Raw genomic sequence first — 20,533 nt, 5'->3', positions numbered from 1 at the left:
CCACCATGGTAGACAGGTGACCAATGAAAAAGCTTATCTGCTGCATTGTTGCGGTTTCGGTTCTCGTGGGTGCGCACCTGGCAGGGGCCTGTGTCGGCAGGACCCTCCACATCGGCGTTCCCAACACGCCCCAGGAGAGATTGCTGGCGGAAATGATGTCCCTGCTCATTACCGAGCGGACCGGCACCGCGGTGAAGGTCCAGATCTACCGGGACAGCCGGGAGCTCTACGGTGCCGTGAAAAAGGGCGACGTCAACCTGCTCGTGGAAACCCCCGAGCGCGCGCTGGAGGTGCTGGGCAAGCCGAAGGCGGGTGACGGGGCGGCACGGGAGGCGATCAAGAGCGGCTATCGTTCAACCCTGAACCTTGCCTGGCTTGAGCCCTTCGGCGGCACGCCCTCGTATGCTCCCGTCCTGACGGTGGAAACCCTGAACAACTACCCGGCCCTGCCCAAGCTGCTGGCCAAGCTCTCCGGGGTGCTCACCAACGACGCCTGCGCCCGGCTGCTGAAGTCGGCGGACGCCGGCGACACGTCCAGAAAAGCGGTCAGAGACTTCCTGAAGTCGAAAAAACTGATCTGACCAGAGCGGACCATTCCCGGTGACTCTACTGAAACGGATAGGCCGGTTCCTGGCTTCCATGGAACTGGCGGTGGCCCTGTTCCTGATCGTTGCCGTGGCGGCGATCCCCGGCACGTTCGCCGGGACCAGGGCTCTCTACGCCCATCCGGCGTTTCTCTGCCTGCTGGCGGGAGTGGCGCTGAATCTCGTCTGCTGCACGCTGCGCCGGTTCCGGTCCCTTTCGGTGCCGGTGCTGATTCTGCACCTGGGCGTGCTGGTAATCTGCGGGGGCGTTGCGGCCCGGACGTTCGGCCACGTGGCGACCGTCAACGTCTACGAGGGAACCTCCGTTGACCAGGCCTACCGGTGGGACCTGGAGCGGGACGCTCCCCTCGGTGCCGACCTGACGGTCACGCGGATCAACCGGGAGTTTTACCCGATTCCGGTCAGGGTGGGGGTCCTCAGGGGCAGCGCGAAGGAGGCGCTCCACACCCTGAAGACCGGTGACAGCTTCACGGCGGGGCCCTATCGCGTGACGGCGGACTCCCTCCAGTTTCCCTCGGAGGTCCTCAGGCTCTCGGTTTTTCGCGACGGGCAGCTCGTCGGCATCTGCGATACCGCGGGAGAACGCAGCCTCCCCGCCGAGTTCCCCTACGACTTCAGGCTGGTGGCGTTTCAAAATCCGGTCCTGAAGCGGCTCTGGGTCGACCTGGCCTTGAGCCGCGATGGCGTTGCCATAGCGGAGGGTACGGCCGAGGTGAACGCCCCCTTCATCTGGAACGGCCTCTATTTCTACAACACCCAGGTCGGTACGGATGCGATGGGCATGTCTTTTGCTGGCATTCAGGTGGTCAGGGACCCGGGGAGGCCGTGTGTTTTCGCCGGGTTCGCCATGGTGGGGCTCGGTGCGGTACTGGCGTGCGCCAGGCGGTTGAGGAGGAAGCAATGAATATCTCCGGCATCGGAACAGCCGGCACGGGCAGGGTGTCGTGCTCGTGAATCCGTTCAGGGCAAAACCGAGGGAGGCCTGCGAGGTCCACGGACACCAGGCTGAGTCGGGGAACCGGATGCTGATCGTCATGGTTCTGATCTCGTTGTCCCTGGTGGTCTGGCACGTGTGGGGCACGGGCACCGGCGGGCACCTGGTCTCCTCCGATGCCGCGCCGGTTTCGTTCCCCGTGCTGCTCGGCAGCGAGCTCTGGGACCTGTTTTCCAGCGACCACGGGGTAATGGCCGAGCTCCGTGACGTGCTGCCCTATTTCCTCGTGGGCATTCTCATTGCCGGCTACCTCCGGACCTTCAAGGTTGCCGTGAAACTCCAGGCATCCCTCAGAAAGTACGGGGCCCTGAGCGTCTTTCTCGCGTCCTTCGTGGGGATCATCACCCCCCTGTGCGCCTGCGGCACGGTGACCACCGCCATCAGCCTCCTGGTGGCGGGGATTCCCCTGGCGCCGGTCATGGCCCTGATGGTGACCTCGCCGCTGTTGAGCCCGTCAACCTATCTCCTTACCCTGAACGACCTGGGTCCCGAGTGGACCGTGGTCAGGACCATCTCCGCCTTCTCCATGGGGATCTTCGCCGGTCTGGTGACCCTTGCCCTCAGCAAGCGGCCCGGTTTCCGGAAGAACGAGATCTTCGTCGAAGGGGGGATCGTGCGGGGCGATTTCCACGACGAGGACTACCCGGACGAGCGGCTGCGGTGCAACTGCCGGCGGAAATTCGGCAACCGGGTCGCCGTCAGGACCGGCAACAAGTTCCTCATCTTCCTGGCCAAGTCCGCGGAGATGGTCTGGGTGGTGGGGAAGTACGTCATCGTGGGGGTGGTCATCGGCGCGGTGGTGGAGCGCTACCTGCCCAAGGAGTGGATTTACCGCTTCTTCGGCCAGACGGATCCCCTGAACATCGTCTGGGTGACCCTGGCGTCGGTACCCATGTTCCTGCACCAGATCAGCGCGTCCAGCATCGTCTACCATATCAAGGGGGCCCTGGGCGGGACCATGGACGCCGGGGCGGCCCTGGCGTTCATGATCGGCGGGCCGGTGACCGCGGTGCCCACCATGGTGCTCTTCTGGACCTTTTTCAAGAAGCGGGTCTTCTTCCTCTACCTGTTCGCCTGTCTTTCGGGGACGCTCCTGATTGCTTACGCCTTCCGGCTCCTGGTGTTCGTGCCGGGCGTGGATGTGGGCAATCCTCTCCTGCGGGGGGTCGCGTCGTTGTCCGGCGGCACATCCGCCGTGGTCCTGAAGCACGATCCCAACGTGCGGATGGTGATGGACCCCGCCGGCAAGGGGACCGTCGCCACCTACACCAATGCCGTGGACGGGCGGGGAGGGATCGTGTTCGACGGCACGTACGGACGGTTCACCGCAGCCATGGCCGACCGCTACGACACCGGGGCCTACATCGGCAACATCGCCGACTGGCTCGAAGAGAATTCCCTCTCGGCCGCCTCCACCAGAATCCTCGTCTGCCGCCTCGGGGACGGGGCCGGCGGTGCCGCGGCGCTGCTGGGGGAGGAGGTCCTGGCCGAACTCGCGGCGCGGGGCTTCACCGTGAAGACGGTGGACCGGCGCGAGGTGCCGCGCCTCACCGGAGGGCTGCTGGCGGAGTGGGGCCAGGTCTGGCTCTTCTGCGGCGATGACGGCGCCGCCGGGCTCAGCGATGCCGAGGCGAAACTCCTGGCGGACCATAACGCCCGGGGAGGCGCCGCCCTGGTCGTGCCGCTGCCGTCGGCCGGCGCAGCGGATTTCCGCGGGGCCAACCTCTTCGCTTCCCGTTACGGGGTGACCTTCTCCGGTGTCGCCGACACGGGCGGGGAGGTGCGGGTTTCCACCGCCTCATCCGTCTTCAACCGGGCCTCCGCGTGGCTCGGCTCTGTTCTGAAGCTTGTCAGGAAGGCCTGAAGCGGGTACCTTGGGCACCCCATGAGCCGGGATGACACAACCACATTCAGGAGGAATGCATGAAATCACAGGTGCTCGACGTCCAGACCCTCAAAACGTTCAACGATGAAAAACGCCACCAGGAAACCATCTGGTCCGATGATCACGCCCGGGTGAGCCTCATCTGCATGAAGCCCGGCCAGGAGATCGTGACCCACACCCACCACGGCAGCCATATCTGGATGGTCATGGAGGGTACCGGCCAGTTCCAGTCCGGCGGCAAGACCCAGTCCATCACCACGGGGCAGATCGTCATCGTTCCCGCGTTCGAGGACCACGGCATCCGCAACGCCTCCCAGGAGAATCTGGTCATTGCCTCCATAACGGCGCAGGGGGATTAGGGCATTCACAACAACGGATTGCGAGAGCAAGGAAGGTAAGAAACGTGAAGACGATTCATCGCAACCCCGACGTCATGTGGCGCGAGGAGGCCGATGCCCTGGCCCGGGTCCGGGAGGCCCTGGACCGGGGCGAGGCGGTGGAGGAGACCGGCACCTCGGTCCTGTTCTCCGGGGGGACCATGCTCTCCCTCAACTATCTCGGCACTGAAATCTGGAAGCTCTGTGACGGCCGGACCCCGGAGGGCATCGTGGCGGAGCTGCTCCCCCAGTTCGAGGTGGACGAGGCGGTGCTGCGGGAAGATGTGCAGGCATTCCTGGACGAGTTGGCCGTCAAGGGATTTATCCGCTATGCACAATGACAGGGAAACCGCGACGGTGAGTTCGCGTGACGAGCGCGGCGGCACAGGGGAGGCAACGCAGGCGCATCCGGCGATACGCCGGGGAGCCGACGATGCGGCCAACGCAGCCAGCCGAGCGGACGCGCCGTCACTGGAAGCGCCCCTCACCATCAACTGGGCCATCAACAATACCTGCAACTTCGCCTGCCGCCACTGCTACAGCCGGGGGGACACCCACGAGGAACTCCCCCGGGACGTCCTTCTGGCATGCCTGGGAAAGGCGGCCGCTGCCGGGGTCTTTTCCGTCAATTTCGGCGGCGGGGAACCCCTCCTGCACCCGGGGCTGCTGGACATCGCCCGGCACGCCAGCGGGTCGGGATTGCGGATTTCCCTGAACAGCAACGGCTGGCTCATTGACCAGGACACGGCGGCGGCCCTGCGGGACGCCGGGTTCACCAGGGTGGGCATCAGCATCGACAGCCACCTCCCCCGGGTCCACGACCGGTTCCGCGGCGTTGACGGCAGCCACGGCCGGGCCGTGGCTGCCCTGCGGCATCTGGCCGGGGCGGGCATCGCCACCTCCATCTCCACGGTGATCTGCCGGATCAATCACACGGCCATCGACGATCTGGTGACCTTTGCCCGGGAGCAGGGGGTGGGACAGCTCAACTTCCACAATTTCAAGTGCTCGGGGCTGGGCCTGTCCCACAGGGATGAGCTGGACCTTTCGCCCGCCGAGTGGCGGGAGTTCTACCGGGGCGCCCTGGCCGCCAGGGAGCGGGAGTCGGGGCTCGACGTCTCCCTGGACGACCCGATCATCGCCCTCCTGGGTGCCCGCGATGCGGGGAGCCTCGTGAAGGGGAGCGTCTGCGGCAAGCTCTCCCTGAACATCAAGACCAACGGCGACATGACCCCCTGCGGCTTCATTCCCGTTGTCATCGGCAACATCGTGCGGGACGACCTGAAGCAGGTCTGGCGGGACTCGGCAGTACTGGCGGCGCTGCGCACCAAGAAGCCCACCGGCAAGTGCGCCGGCTGCAGCGCGTACGAGGACTGCCTCGGCGGCTGCTCCGCCCGGGCCCTGGCCCTCACCGGCGACCTGAACAGCCCCGACCCCCACTGCTGGGCATGATTCTATGGAACTTTCGTCTCCCATAACCATCTACTGGGATCTCCCCGCTACCGCGGCCGATCCGTCGCTCCTGCTGGCGATCGCCGCCGGGATCATCGACTGCCGGCCCCTCATGCTGAATGTAACGAGCACCGCGCCAACCTCTCCCGGCTGGCTCGGCGAGGTGCTGGAGCGGTTCCGGGGCGGCCCGGCCGCCGTTACCCTCACGATCCCCCCCCAGGCCCATGACGATACCGTCCGGGCCCTTGTTGCCCACGGGGCGGTGCGGGAGCTGCTCCTTGACGTGGACCATGCCGATCTGCTCGACTCCGGGGAGTGGCAGGACGAGCCGTCCGCCGGCGTATCCTATGCGGTGACCCACGGGAACTGGCGCGAACTCCCGACCCTTGTGCATTTCTGTCTCGACCGGGGGATCACCCGGCTCGTCCTCCCCATGCAACGCCTGTACGGAGGCGAGCCCCCGTTCTTCCTCACCATGAACGAACAGCGGGAGCTGGCGAACGCCCTGGACGCCGAAGGCGGCGCCCAGCGCCTTGCCCTGACCATTCACGATCCGTTCCTCTGGCGGGCCTTCAACCCCGGCGTACCCTTCCCCCAGGGGGGATGCCAGGCGGCCAACACCATGATCGCCATCGCCCCCGACGGCGGCGTCTATCCCTGTCCCACCCTGCCGGTGAGGCTCGGCACCGCGGGCGAGATGCCCCTGCAGGAGCTCATTGCCTCGGAAGCGAAAAAGGCCCTCCGGCGCCGGCTCCTGGAGCATCCCCGCGCCTGCGGCGCCTGCGGCGAGCTGGCTGAATGCCGGGGGGGATGCCGCGGCAGGGCATACGTCATGCATCAATCCCTTGAGGGTGAAGACCCCTCGTGCTGGTAGCGGGTTAACCGCCCGGACAACGACAGGACTCCATGTAATGAATTTTTCGACCCTGACGCGATGTTTCATGCTGGCCCTCTTTGCCGCCTTCCTTGCCGGCTGCAAGCCCGAGGGGGCCCGGCCCGTGGTGAAGATCGGCTACATGCTCTGCAACAACGAGCAGGAGACCATGTCCCGCTTCCTCCCCCTCACCCGCTATCTGTCCGACAGGTGCGGGGTCGACTTCGTGGCGGTGCCGGTGGATACCCACGATTTCGAGAAACGGTTCAAGTCCGGCGAGTTCACCTTTACCCACACCAACTCCCTGATCTACGTCATCCTGCGGGAGAACCACGGCGTCGAGCTGGTGGCATCGGAAAAGCGCGGCACCTTCGGCTCCCGTTCCGCGGGCGCCTCATCGCCCGCAAGGGGAGCGGCATCGAAACACTCGACCACATCCGGGGGAAGAGGCTGGCCTTCGGCCCCATGCTGGCTCCCACCGGCTACCTGGCCGAGTACGACCTGATGCTCTCGGCCGGCATCAACCCGGAGCACGACCTGGGGACCTATTCCATCCCCTCGGGCTCCTTCAAGCACGAAAAGCTCATCTACGGCGTCCTGCACGGCAAGTATGACGTGGCCGCCGCGCCGGTCCTCGACCTGGAAACCATGGCACGGGAAGGAAAGATCTCGGCGGACGACTTCGTCATCCTCGCCCAGAGCAAGCCGATCCCCTACTGCACCTTTGCCGTGGCCAAGGGAACCGATCCGGCCCTGGTGAAGAAGGTGAAGGACGCCCTCCTGGCCCTGAAGCCCGGCGACACCGCCGAGGTGGACGGGGAGCGGCTCAAGGTGCTGAAGGCCGCCTGGATCGACGGCTATGAAGATCTGCTGGACAGCGATTACGACCTTATCCGTGAAATGGCGAAGCGTGTCAATATGCCGCCATATCAGACGTACTGACCTGAAAAGGCTGATTTTTCCAATGTTCACCGACACCTTCGACAAAATAACCTGGCTGCTCCTGGCCGTCGTCATTGCGGCCCTGGCCGGTGTTCTTGCAACGAATCACGGGGCAGGAGCAGGCAGGGCCGCGGGCCTCGGCAAGGCCGTGGAGCGTGAGATGGCCTATCGCGCCCGCGTCGAGCTGATCGCCAGGCTCTATGGGCCGGTGGAGGAGTTGCGCACGGCCGGCAACGACCAGGAAGCCCTCCTGAGGCTGAACGAGCTGATCCGCAGCTACCCCGGCGAGGCCCACGGCTACATCCTCAGGGGGGAGATCCTCCGGAAGATGGGGGCACTGGACGAGGCCGTGGCTTCCTTTGAGGAAGGAGTCAGGCTCAATGGCGATTACGTGGACGCACGGAGCCCCCTGTCACGGCGCCGCGCCATCGAGGGCCTGGTGGCCGAGGGGCTGGCGGGCATCGGCGGCCGGGCAGCCGCCAACCCCGGCAACCGGAGCCTGGCGGCGTCCCTGCGCAAGGTCAACTACCTGAAGAGCCGGCTGGCGGGAGGGTGCGAGTAGTGCTGCGGGATCGGCATTTCTGGATGGTGGTGGCGGCGGGGCTTTTCCTCGGCGGCCTCGGTGCGCTTCTGGCGGTCTGGGGTAATCCGGAGAACTCGGGAATCTGCGTTTCCTGCTTCATGGAGAACAGCGCCGGGGCCCTGGGGATGCACGACAACCCCCGCATGCAGTACCTGCGGCCCGAACTGATCGGCTTCGTGCTCGGCGCCGCGGCCAGCGCCCTGCTCTTTCGCGAGTTCCGCTCCCGCGGCGGGGGCGCCCCCTGCCGCGCCTCGTTGCGGGAGTGTTCCTCATTGTCGGCTGTGCCATCTTCATCGGCTGCCCCATCAAGCTCTTCCTGCGCCTGGCTGCCGGCGACCTGACCGCCGTTGCCGGCGTCATGGGCCTGGTCGCCGGGGTCTGGGCCGGTCTCAGGGGGCTCGCCAACGGGGTGGAGCCGGGACACCCGTCACCGGGCGTTGGTCACGGCGGCCCGCTGATCCCGGCCTTCTTTCTCCTGCTCCTGGTCTTTCTTCTCGTTCGCCCCGGTTTCATCATCTTTTCCGGCCAGGGGAGCGCGGCACAGCACGCTCCCGTTCCCCTTGCCCTGGGCACCGGCGCGCTGCTCGGCGCCATGGCCCAGCGGAGCCGCTTCTGCATAACCGGCAGCATCCGGGATGCGTTCATCATGGGCAGACGGACCCCGGGCCTCTGGGGGGTGGTGGCCTTTCTGGTTGCAGCGGTGGCCGCCAACGTAGCCTCCGGCAGATTCAACCCCGGTCTCCACGGCCAGCCCGGCGCCCATCCGGAGCACCTCTGGAGCTTCCTCGGCATGGGGCTCGTGGGGTGGATTTCCGTCCTCATCGGCGGCTGCCCCTTCCGCCAGCTCATCAAGGCGGGCGAGGGGGACGCCGATGCGGGGCTCGTGGTGGTGGGGATGCTCATGGGCGGCGCACTGGTCCAGTCGTGGGGCATTGCCGCCACGGCAGCCGGCGTTTCCCTTGCCGGCAAGGCCGCCCTTCTGGCGGGATTCGCCGCTGTTCTCGCCGCCTGCCTTTTCTGCCGGGCCCGTACCGCCTGACAGTCGGTTATCTGAGCGATTCCGCAGTGTTCTGAGTTCCATCCCTCCGGTGTTGTTCCTTTTTTTCTCAAATGTAACAATCAGTGTCTGCGATTGCCTTTTCGCCACATGGGCGTATATGTCATTTCACTGGGAACTGCGGGATAAAAGGCTCGGTTTTTGCTTTGCTTATGGGCGCAGTGAAATAACAGTTGGTGATTTTGACATTTCATTTTGTATTAAGACGGTAGGGTTAGAAATATCAAACGGTTAAGCGATTTCACGTTAAATTAGTCTGCAATAATTAATATTTGTTATGCTTGCTAGTCGGTGATAAGGCGACAGCGGGCCGTTAAGGGGCTGCAAGAATTGTCAGTTGTCGGGTACTCCTGCGGAAAGAGGCGGAGGGTCGTCATGATTAATGTGTATATGAAATGGCACAGGGGCTGTGCACTGGCCGGTGCGGCAGTCCTGTCGGCGCTGGCATGTGCGGCTGCGCTCTTCGCGCTCGCCGGCACGGCCGCAGCCGGCACCATTACCGACTGTTCCGGCTGCCACGGCATGCCGCCGGTTGATGCCCCCTACCGCAACATCTCCACAGGCCGGTTCATGGGAAGCCACGACACCCATGCCTGGCTTAGCGCCGGAACCCCCAACTGCGCCATCTGCCACAAGATGCCCACCACCTACAACCACCGCAACAACAACGTGGACTTTGTGTCCACTATCAATAACTCGCGGCTCACGGCCCGCTACAGGAATCTTACCTCCTTCACCCGCACGGCGAGCCCGAGCTTCGGCACCTGCTCCAACGTCAACTGCCACTTCGAGAAGACGACCCCCCAGAACGGGGCAACGCCGCTCTACCTGGACGGCGGCAAGACGATCCAGCAGAAATGCGCCACCTGCCACAGCGCCCCTCCGGCGGACGCTCGCCACGCAAAGCATGCCCAGTACTACGGGGATGTGACCACGGCCTGCGTCAAGTGTCACCCCGACCATGCGGCCAAGCCGGGCAAGGGGGCGTTCTCCCATGCCACGAGCGCCGGCCGGCGGGGGCTGGCGATCCAGTTCACGGCATTTCCCAACACCGGCGGCTCCTTCAGCGGCGATGTGAGCTATCCCCTCTATCTCTACAATCCGTCCCGCACCGGCGCGTGCACCAACCTCTACTGCCACAGCCCCGGCACCAAGGCCGGCAGCTACGACCCTCCCAATCAGTCGCCCGACTGGGCCGGCACGCTCGGCACCAGTTGTCTCGGCTGTCACCGGGGGGATGCCGACTCCGGCTCTCCCATGCAGACCGGGTCCCACGGGGCGCACGTGGGGGTGAATGCCGCGGCGCAGATCGGCTGTGTCCAGTGCCATGGCGCAACAGTGACGGATTCCCGCCAGATCGGCGATCTGACGCGGCACGTGAACAAGAAGGCCGATATCTCCTTCGAGGCCGCCATCGGCAGCGCCGGAACCTACGGCGGCGCCGCCGGGCACGTGGCCAAGGACGTGGGCACCGCCTACGGCACCTGCCGGAATATCTACTGCCACTCCGACGGCGCCACCACCACGCCGCCGTTCAACGACTACGCCGTGACCTGGGGGGCGGCCGATTTCCCGACAGGCTGCACCGGCTGCCACGGCGGTCAGCAGGGGAGCGGCAACGTCATTGCGTCCAACAACCACCGCAAACACGTGGATGCAAGCTACAACGGCGGGCTCGGCACGGGCATCGGCTGCGTGGAGTGCCACGCCACGACCGTTTCCGGGAACCTGACCATTGCCGATAAGGCCAGGCACGTGAACCGCTTCAAGGATTACTCCGGACCGCGGGCCGGCACGATCGCCGCCGGCACCTGCTCGAATGTCTACTGCCACAGCTCGGGCCAGCGCTCCCCGGCATACCGGACCATGGTGCCCTGGAGCGACACGGCGACCACCTACGGCTGCTCGTCCTGCCACGGCGCGTCCACCGCCGGCCCGGCCGGGGTCTTTGTCAGCCGGTTCGGCGAGCCCAACTACAACAACTACAGCTCTGCCGACCGTAACTGGTTCAACTCCCACAACCCGAAACACGTCAGGTCGGCCGGCGACTGCAGCACCTGCCACGCCGGCACCACCCAGAACGGCGTCTCCCTGGTGCCCGGCACGACCCTGCACGTCAACACCCAGAAGAACGTCACCTTCAACACCGCGGTCGCGGGCGGCAACAGCCCGTCCTACAACGACCTCAGCCGCCGCTGCACCAACGTCTACTGCCACTCCAACGGCCGGCAGACCGGCAGGGCCTACGCGACCCCCCGCTGGGGCGGTTCCGCCCAGGACTGCAACGCCTGCCACCCCATCGCCGGGTTGGGTGGCGCCCATGGCATCCACGTGGGAGGGATGATCCCGACCTTCTATGCCTATACCGGCAACCACCCGGTGGGAGCGGCCTATCGCTACGGCTGCGCCAACTGCCATCCGATGGATCCGGTGCACCATATCGACGGCCACATCGACCTCTCCCTCAGCAAGAACGATGTGAATGCCGGCGGGCTGAAAACGAAAAACGGCGCGACCAACGGCAGCGGACTCAATTCAGCCGGCAGCGGCCTGACCGGCACCACCGGCGCGTCGGTCAGGTGCGCGTCGGTCTACTGCCACAGCAACGGCTACGCCGCAAACCTGGTCTACGCCGCCACGCCCGACTGGTACGGCGGCAGCTTTGCCGGCGACCGCTGCGCCGCCTGTCACGGCAACTCGCCCAACAGCACCATTGCCGGGTCCTCGTCCCACTACAACAACCGTTTCCTCGGCTACACCGGCGTGGCAGGCGGCCACCAGATCGGCATCCACGCCATGAACATCTACAGCAGCCCGGGCAAGCGCGCCACGGCCGGCACCACCGGCAGCAGCAGCCATGGCAATGCAGCCACCGCCACCACCATCAGCTGCAACATCTGCCACTACGAGACCGTCACCACCGCCCGCAACGACGACAACGCGGTCTGCAAGACCTGCCATTACGACGGCAACGCCGTCGGCGCCCTGTCGGGCAACCGGGCTGCGATCGCGGACCGGTCGAAGCACGTCAACGGCCTCGTGGATGTGGCGTTCAAACCCGTGGCCGTCATCTCCAAAGCCCAGATGCGGCCGGCAAGCTTCGCCATCGCCACCTACAGCAGCGTCTGGAAGCGCAACGGCGGCTACAAGGTCTCCGGTGCCAACGATTCAGCCAAGCAGGCGCTCGACACGGCCACCATGTGGGACGGCGGCACCAAGACCTGCTCCAACATCGCCTGCCACAACGGCCAGAGCGTGAAGTGGACAGACAACAACGGCATTACCGAGTGCGTCAGTTGCCATTCGGCCATGTAGCCATGCACTAGACTTTCCGCCATCTACGCCACACGAGGGATTTTATGGAAACAGCGCTCGTCAGGAAAATCAGGGGAATGGGGATACGGACTAAAATCGGCATTACCGTAATGCTGGTGCTGGCCTGTTTCCTGTACCAGGCCATGTTCCGGCCCCTGATCGGCGATACGGCCACCAATACCTATTACTTCGCCCTTGATTCTGCAGCCGTAAACCTGGGCGCCGACGGCTACACCACGACCAGGACCAGCCGCGACGGCAAAATTTCCATGAAACCGGGTGTCTATACCACCTCCCGGTACGTTACCGCCTCCGTCAGCACCGCCGAGCAGAACATGATCAGGGCCTACGGGCCGGTCTATGCCACCAAGCAGACCCTCACCGCCCCGTCGGTCACCATCGGGATGCGGGATCGCAACGGCACCACCAACAACATGTACTGGAAGGCGTACGTGTACGCCTACAACCCGAAGGGGACCGCCAATAACGGCGTGCTGCTCTGGACCTCGGACGAGAAAGAGGCCCACCCGGCGGTCCAGACGCCGCTGGAGCTGACGTTTACCAACCCCCAGCCGAAGGATGTCGAGGCCGGCTACCGGCTCAAGGTGGTCGTCACCTGCCGGATGGCGAGCACCTCGTCGTCGGCGCGCTTCTACTGGGGCAACAGCACCAACTACTCCTATTTCACCGTGACCGAGGCCCCCTATGTGGCCAACTCGGTGACGGTCAACAACCTGTCCGACTACTACAGCGGCCAGCTCGCGTCGGTGACCCAGGGGGACGGCGCTATCCCCATGCTCAAGATGGACCTGTACTCCAACGTGAGCGGCGGAGCCACCTGGAGCGGCGGCAAGCTCGACAAGATCGGCACCAACACCAGCGTCTACGTGAACGAGGACGAGCCGGGCGACGTCACCTTCTCCATCTTCAAGGATGCCAACGGCGACGGGTTGTTCCAGAAGACCGACACCCAGGTCGGCGGGCCCTACACCTTTACCCAGCTCACCGGCCAGGCCTATGAGCTGGCAACCCCGCAGACCATTACCACGACGCCGCAGCGCTATTTCATCGTCTATAGTATCGCCCGGAACTCCACCTACGGCACCACCGTGGGAGCCCGGGTGGCCAACAGCTCCTACTTCGCGGTCACCGGCGCGGCCGGCGGCGTGGTGAACGTTACGAGCACCTCCTCCTCAACCCCCACCATCCAGTACGGCGGCACCGCGGTCACGAAGATCTATGCCGCGGACTGGGACGAGGGCACGACCCTAGCGGGGATTTCCGAAACGGGCGGCCCCTCCGTCACCGACACCGCCTGCATCACCAGCAATACCACCGGGTCAGGCTTCCCCCTCGTGGGCCTGCTCAATTACCCGAGCCACACCTGCGCCAGCGTTGCCGGGCGGGGATACTCCGCCACCACCGCCCAGCCCGATTTCATCAGGCTCTACTTCGCCGGAGCCGGATATCATTCGGTCATGAAAACCATCAAGGGCGGATCCTTTGTCTACCGGGTCTATACCCCCTTCGGCGGCGGCACGGTGACGCTGCGGCTCTTCTACGTGACCAGCGACGGGGTCAGGGTCAACGCCCCCATAACCTCCCGCTACACCACCGGCAGCTCGATCAGCCAGACCATCACCACCTCCCTGGCCGGACAGGATTTCAGCAATGTGCCGGCCGGCGCCCGGCTCGGCATCCAGATCGGCGTCACCGCCGGCATGCGCATCGGTCTCGGCAGCTCGGTCAATGCCCAGCTTATGGTGCAGGAGACTGCGGCCGAGAACGAAAACGTGGACGTGGGCAACGGCTCGGCCATTCCCAATGCCACTGTCTATGCCTCGGACGTCAACAAGGTCATCGACAGCTTCACCCTGACCGCGGCCAAGGCCAAGACGGTCACGGCCGTCACCATCAAGGGGAACGCCACGTTCACCGGCACCAATGTCAAAGAGGTGAAGCTGTACGCCGATGCCGGCACCATCGGCACCCTTGACGGCAGCGACACCCTGCTCGGCTCCACCACCACGATTTCCGGCAACACCGCCACCATCTCCGGGCTCAACCTGGCGGTCAGCACCGCGGTCAGGCGCTACCTGGTGGTGGTGAACATCGGCGATGCCCCCAACACCAACGTGATCCTCACCGCCGTTGTCGACGACCTGACGGTAGCCTCCACCGGGGGGATCGGGGTGGACAACGACAGTACGTCGGCCACGCTGACCATTCTGCCCACGACCACCCTGAGCGATTTCATCGTCGCCGAGCCCCCCAACGCGATCATTCCCTGGAACGCCGGGCCCACCAAAGTGGATGCCTTCGGACTCAGGACCAACGGCGGCGTCAACGACACGATCCGCAACGTCACGGTCACCCTGTCGACCACCAGCGGGCTGCCGGCCGGCAAGGTCATCTCCGACTACGTGGGACGGGTGGATATCGTCACGGCCGCGGGCACGTCCCTGGGGCACCTGACCGCCCCCACCATGGCCGACAACTGGCAGGTCCCCACCAGCGGCCTGGCCGCCACCCAGGTCCCCACCGACTACTACGTGGCCATCACCCCCAAGGGGAACCAGGGGATCACCTTCACGGTCAAGGGCCGGGTAACGTCGGTGACCCATTCCAGGACGACGAACGCCCTGCTGGTGAATGATGCCGGCAGCGCCACCATCCTGATGGACGAAGAGCCTCCCAACGAGTCGTCACTCACGGCCGTCACCGGTACCTACCACAACGACACCGACCGGGCCGAAGTCAACCTGAACTGGCTCGGCACCACCGATGCCGGCGGCCAGCCGGTCACCTACAAGCTGGTGCGCGGCCTGGGCAACGCGCCGGCCCCGCGTACCTGCACGGTGGATAACGCCAAGACCTTCCTGGCCTACCAGGGACCCGCCACCTCCGTGGCCGACAAGGGACTGGACGAAGGGGTCAACTACGGTTATCGCCTCTGTGCCATCGACTCGGTCAACAATATCAACGCCGGCGTCACCGCCAGCGCAACGGCGGCCATCAAGAACCGGTGCAACGAGCTGCCGGAGCTGATCGTCAACCCCACGGCGTCCTATGTCAAGGCGGGCACCACCGTCAAGCTGACCATCGGCATCAAGAACAAGGATACCGGGGTCTGCGGACCCACCACCTTCAGCCTCGTCACCCAAGGCACGAACATCGACGACAGCAACTTCACCGTTGCCGCCTTCGAGGCCAACGACTTTGCCATTCCGACCAACAACGGCTCGAAATACACGCACCTGGACATCACGGCCAAGCCGGGAGCCATCGAGGGGGCGGTCAAGACCTTCCACGTGAAGGTGGTCAAGAGCAGCGGCGGGGAAACCATGTGCCCCGATCCCATCGAGGTCGTGGTCAACAAGTATGGCACCATGATGCACAGCAGCCTGCAGCTCGGTACCCAGAAGTACGGCAAGTGGGGTGTCAACTTTACCTGCAGTACGTGTCATTCTCCCGACGCGACCAATATCAAGCAGGTCAGGAATGTGATAACCACGCCCACCGGACCCCGTCCGGTCCTCTTCGACACGATCTCCACGGCCATCAATGCGAATGTCGCGGGCGTGTTCGGCAATGACAGGAGGAGCGGCACCGCATCCACCAACGTGTGCGAGGTCTGCCATCACCGGGCCCGGTTCCACCAGTACAGCGCCGCCAAGGTTGCCTGGAAGGACCATAACAACAACGGCGACTGCCTGAAGTGCCACCCCCACAGCATCGGCTTCAAGACGAAAGCCACCGGCCAGTCCTGCGACGACTGCCACGGCAATCCGCCCACCAGCTACGAGATGCTGGTGGTGCCGCCGACCGAGGTCCTGTTCCCCTTTGCCAGCAATGCCGGCTCCCATGGGAAGCACAATGCGCGGCAGGTGACATGTACGGCCTGTCACAGCAACGCCAACCACCTGGTCACGGCGACCCCCGACATGCAGTTGAACCTGGGGTTCAGCGTCACCAACGGGACCTTCCCCGGCTTTGTGGGGAGCGTCACCACGGGCACGATACGCACCCTCGCGCCGGGCAACGACTACTCCTGGTCCGGCGCCGCGGGCACCACCATCCAGCAGGCCCCCAATACCATCATGACCTGCAGCGTCTATTGCCACGGCTGGGAGGGTAACGGCGGCTACAACACCGAACCGGCCTGGACCGGCATCACCCAGGTGGGGTGCGGCTCGTGCCATGCCGCCACGGCAGATGTCCCGCCGCCGTCGGGGAGCCATGCCAAGCATGCCGGCAACGAGCCCGGCTACGGCAACGGCATCGCCTGCACCAAGTGCCACGGCTTCCGCAACTATTCCACCAGCGCGTCCCACATCAACGGCAACGTGGAATGGGACCTCGCCGCCAACAGCACTACTGCCAGGTACGCCGGAGTCGCGGCAGGCTCCACCGGCGCCAAGGCCCCCACCGCCCCGGGCAGCTACGGCACCTGCTCCAATCTGTACTGCCACAGTGACGTCCAGTCCAACAACGGCACCGGCGGTCCCACCAGCTTTGCAACGCCGGTCTGGGGCGGCTCCACCAACTGCAACAGTTGCCACCAGGCCGATCCCAACACCACCGGCGGCCATCCCCAGCACGCCGGAGAAGAGGTGACCGGCTTCGACTGCCGCATCTGTCACGCCAACGGCGGGAGCACCAACTCCCTCAACCATGGCAACAGCAAGATCAACTTCATGTTCACGGGCCTCGGGGAGAATACCCACTATTCCTACAGTTCCGCCAAGGCGCCCGGTTCCGCCCCCTACGGCACCTGCTACAACGGCAACTGCCACGGCGCCCGCCGGACCCTCGCCTGGGAGCCGCCGAACCACGCCGTTCCGCTCTGCGAGAAGTGCCACACCACCAGCCCGTCCGCCGCAGGGTTCTACAGCACCTCCGGACCCGGCAGCACCACGTCCAAGACCGATCCTTACGTGGGAGCGCATTTCCAGCACATCACCTCCATGCCCTTCAGGTATTCGGCCAGGATCGACTGCTCCGGCTGCCACCTGAAGCCCACGGGCCCCTACACCCCGGGCCACATCGATTCGGCCCTGCCGGCCGAGGTCATCTTCGGCGCCATTGCCGGCAGCGGCGTGCAGAACGGCTATTCCAGCGCAGAGCACCAGCCGTCCTACAACTATGCGAGCAGGGAGTGCAGCAACGTCTGGTGCCACGGCGGCGGCATGGCCTCCAACGTGGGGGCCGGCCCCTACGGCTCTGCCGTCACAGACGGCGGCTCCCTCGGCTCGCCGGCGCCCGCCGTCTGGAATTCTCCCTATCTCACCGGCGTGGGCACCAACGACTGCGTCAAGTGCCATGCTTTCCCGCCGGCAGCGCCGCTTCCCGGCTACACCCACTGGGACGACAACAACAACAGGCCGTTCGTCGCCAACCAGTGCATCCTCTGCCACAAGCACGTGGACAACACGGGATACGCCTTCAAGGACCCGAAACTGCACGTCAACGGCGTTGTGGACAGTTGCAATACCTGTCACGGCCGTCCGCCCGTCGACGAGGCCGGCATGACCATTCCGGCCGTGGGAGCCCTCACCCCCGGCATGGTGGGCGCGCACCAGGCCCACGCCCTCAACCCGAGCATCGGCAAGGATTGCAACGTCTGCCACTACCAGTACTCGCAGGAAATGCCGAGCTACGACATGGAGATGGGCTTCAACGCCTATGGCGGCAGGGTCACCAGCGGCACGTTCTACGGCTATTCGACCCTGTCCGACAACTACTCGCCGAGAATCGTCTACAAATCCACCAATGCGGGAACGGTGGTCCGCCGGACGACCAACGCGGATACCCTCAACACCTGTGCGAACCTCTACTGCCACGGCGGCGGAACGTCCACCCGGGCGGCGCTGCAGGGGGGGAGCAACACCAGGCCCAACTGGGAAGGCGGCTCGTCCCAGGCCGCGTGCGGCACCTGCCACGCGTGACCGCCGACACCTATCACGCCACCGGCTCCCACGACGCCCACGTGAGCACCGCCTTTGGCAAGCCGCGTCTCGGCTGCTCCAACTGCCACGGCGTCAAGGAGAACAACTACCACGTGGACGGCAAGGTGGAGTGGGCGTTCTACAGCACGGCCCAACGCCTGAACCAGAAGGTCGCCAACCCGCAGTACACCCCGGCCGCCGGCAACGGCACTGCCGGTGCCAGCGGCGCGACCAACGGCCTGGCGCCGAGCACCGCCTTCGGCACCTGCGCCGTCTACTGCCACAGCGACGGCAGGGGCAACTATGCCAGCCCGCTGCCGGTCTGGGGCGGCGCGCCCATGAACTGCGGCAGTTGTCACAAGAACCAGACCTCGGCCTTCACCGACAGCCACCAGAAGCATTCCGCCAGCTCCGCCAACGGCGGCTACGGCATCGACTGCTTCATCTGCCACCTGGGTTCCGGTTCCGGCAATCCCAAGCACGTGAACGGCGACATCGACGTGGTCTTCAACTCCACGGTGGTGGGCGTGACGGCCACCTACGACAGCGGTGCCAAGAAGTGCTTCAGCATCCTCTGCCACGACACCACGGCGGTGGCCGGACCCACCTGGGGCGTCCCGAGCACCGGCACCTATGACGGCGGCACCCACAAGCCCACCTGCATCGGCTGCCACAGCGGCGAGGTGAACACCCGCGCCGCGGTGATCCCGCAGTTCGGCGGCGAGTCGCACCACGTGCAGGGCGTGCAGATCAGCAACACCGTCTGCTACCAGTGCCACTGGGAGGCCAACGCAAACGGCACCGCCAATACCGCCTATCACACCAGGGCAGCCGGCCAGCCGGTCAACCTGGTCATCCGGACCACCACCTCAAGACCGGTAGCCTACACCGAGGGGAGCACCGGCACCGCCTACACCTCCAACGGCACCCGGACGGAGCTTGCCAAGCTCAACAGCAACTGCCTCGGCTGCCACAATGCCACCAACGCGGCCAGCCAGCCCTTCGGCGACGGCATGACGCCGACGCAGTACGCATGGGACGGCAAGAGCATTGCCGAGCGGTACAGCGTTGCCACTACCACCACCTGGGCCAAGGTCACCGGCAGCAGCACGGTGGCCAAGAGCCTTACCAAGGCCTATTCGGCCCATGGCCGCGCAGACCTGAACCAGCGGGGCTGGACCGTCGGGAACAGCACCACCGGCGAGGTCTATGCCAATACCAGCGGCACGGTCAACGTGCTCTGCTATGACTGCCACAACTCCCACGGCACCAGCGCCACCGGCATCATGAGCAGCTACTCCAGCGCCACCGGCCGCAACATGGGCGGTATCCTCAAGGCAACCAGCAACGGCATCGGCGGCTACACCGCCGACTACACGCCGTATGCGGGGGGCGATGCCGTCGAGCCCAGCAAGAACGCCTACAACCCGGGTGCGGCCCTCTGCTTCGACTGCCACAATACCGCCAGCGCCGGCGCAACCGCTCCCTGGGGGTACGGCCCGACGGCCAGCGGCGGGACCTTCGGCTCCACCCAGGCCATCTACGGCTACCACGATACGCCGTACTTCGGCAGCGGCACCTTCGCCAACACCCAGACCTATGCCTACAAGGCATTGAACCCTGACAACAAGGGGGGGCACTTCGGCGCATCCTCCAGCCTGACCACCACCGCCGCCAAGCCCATCAACGGCCTCTGCACGCCGTGCCACGACCCCCACGGCGTGAGCCCGTCCCTGGGAGCCAACCAGGCCTATGCCGTACCGCTCCTCAAGGGGACCTGGGTCACCTCGCCGTACAAGCAGGATGCGGCGCCGGCCAGCAGCACCGAACCCCGCGGCGGCGGCAAAAAGAGAAGTGCCATGAGCGTCGGCAGCACGCCGGGCTACCGGATCGACCAGAACAGCATGGGCCTGGCATCCGGCGGGGCACGTAACGCCTGGACGTTCCCCCAGACGCCCACCACGCTGCAGCCGAGGACCGAGGCGGAATTCGCCGGCCTCTGCATCGGCTGCCACGCCAAGGCCGACCTCAACAACACGGCAGCGCCGGCCACCTCGAACTGGAAGACCATGAAGCGGGTCCACAACACGGTCAAGGGCTGGGCGACCGCCAGCGGGGGCAATGCCAACAACAAGGTCCACGCCTTTACCTGCTCCAAGTGCCACACGCCGCACAACGCCAAGTTGCCGCGCCTGCTGGTGACCAACTGCCTCGACGTGAAGCACCGCGGCCGGGCGGCCTCCGGCGGCAGCATGACCGGCCCCGCATCCCAGAGCGGATCCAGGGGGGCGGGTGTGGGGCGCTTCCCGCAGGGGGGCGGCGGCGATGGTAGTTCGCCCCTGTCTACCGCGGGCATTTGGTTCTTCGGAAAAGCCACTCAATCTACCAGCATAACCACAAACAGCCAGACCCTCTGCCACCAGAGCGCCACCGCCGGCGGCTCGACCTACTCGCAGGACGGGCAGTTGTGGAATACGAAGTCACCGTGGTAGGAACGCTAC

General features: G+C 65.4%; 9 protein-coding genes and 3 pseudogenes. All 12 read left to right on the top strand.

Going from position 1 to position 20,533, the window contains the following annotated elements; translation table 11 throughout:
* Positions 1-23 precede the first annotated feature (23 nt).
* The 12 genes and pseudogenes from A2G06_13710 to A2G06_13655 all read left to right on the top strand — a co-directional run bounded on the left by A2G06_13710 (position 24) and on the right by A2G06_13655 (position 20,524).
* Positions 24-581, top strand: a complete 558-nt coding sequence (locus tag A2G06_13710) for a hypothetical protein (GenBank protein ID ANA41139.1) — start codon at positions 24-26, stop codon at positions 579-581.
* Positions 582-600: 19 nt separating this feature from the next.
* On the top strand, positions 601-1,509 hold the full coding sequence (locus tag A2G06_13705; protein ID ANA41138.1) for a ResB-like family cytochrome C biogenesis protein: 909 nt from the start codon (positions 601-603) through the stop codon (positions 1,507-1,509).
* 40 nt (positions 1,510-1,549) lie between these two features.
* A complete protein-coding gene (locus A2G06_13700) occupies positions 1,550-3,463 on the top strand; it encodes a permease (protein ID ANA41137.1) in 1,914 nt (637 codons plus the stop codon).
* 59 nt (positions 3,464-3,522) lie between these two features.
* Positions 3,523-3,843 (top strand): cupin, encoded by a 321-nt coding sequence (locus A2G06_13695; protein ANA41136.1) that lies wholly within the window; start codon positions 3,523-3,525, stop codon positions 3,841-3,843.
* A gap of 44 nt (positions 3,844-3,887) precedes the next feature.
* Positions 3,888-4,202: a hypothetical protein gene (locus A2G06_13690; protein ID ANA41135.1), complete on the top strand. Its 315-nt coding sequence runs from the start codon at positions 3,888-3,890 to the stop codon at positions 4,200-4,202.
* A 16-nt stretch (positions 4,203-4,218) separates the two neighbouring features.
* Positions 4,219-5,313: a radical SAM/SPASM domain-containing protein gene (locus A2G06_13685; protein ID ANA41691.1), complete on the top strand. Its 1,095-nt coding sequence runs from the start codon at positions 4,219-4,221 to the stop codon at positions 5,311-5,313.
* A 4-nt stretch (positions 5,314-5,317) separates the two neighbouring features.
* Positions 5,318-6,187: an iron-sulfur cluster-binding oxidoreductase gene (locus tag A2G06_13680; GenBank protein ANA41134.1), complete on the top strand. Its 870-nt coding sequence runs from the start codon at positions 5,318-5,320 to the stop codon at positions 6,185-6,187.
* A 37-nt stretch (positions 6,188-6,224) separates the two neighbouring features.
* Positions 6,225-7,129, top strand: a pseudogene (locus A2G06_13675) (ABC transporter substrate-binding protein).
* 22 nt (positions 7,130-7,151) lie between these two features.
* Positions 7,152-7,691: a hypothetical protein gene (locus A2G06_13670; protein ID ANA41133.1), complete on the top strand. Its 540-nt coding sequence runs from the start codon at positions 7,152-7,154 to the stop codon at positions 7,689-7,691.
* Positions 7,691-8,751 (top strand): annotated as a pseudogene (locus tag A2G06_13665) (hypothetical protein). Before A2G06_13670 ends, A2G06_13665 begins: the two are co-directional and overlap by 1 nt.
* Positions 8,752-9,144: 393 nt before the next feature.
* Positions 9,145-12,084: a cytochrome C gene (locus A2G06_13660; GenBank protein ANA41132.1), complete on the top strand. Its 2,940-nt coding sequence runs from the start codon at positions 9,145-9,147 to the stop codon at positions 12,082-12,084.
* Positions 12,085-12,128: 44 nt separating this feature from the next.
* A pseudogene (locus tag A2G06_13655) lies at positions 12,129-20,524 on the top strand (cytochrome C).
* Positions 20,525-20,533 lie beyond the last annotated feature (9 nt).

The organism is Geobacter anodireducens, from assembly GCA_001628815.1.
GTDB lineage: Bacteria > Desulfobacterota > Desulfuromonadia > Geobacterales > Geobacteraceae > Geobacter > Geobacter anodireducens.
The sequence above is the reverse complement of the archived record's forward strand: the minus strand, read 5'-3'. Positions and strand labels throughout refer to the sequence as shown.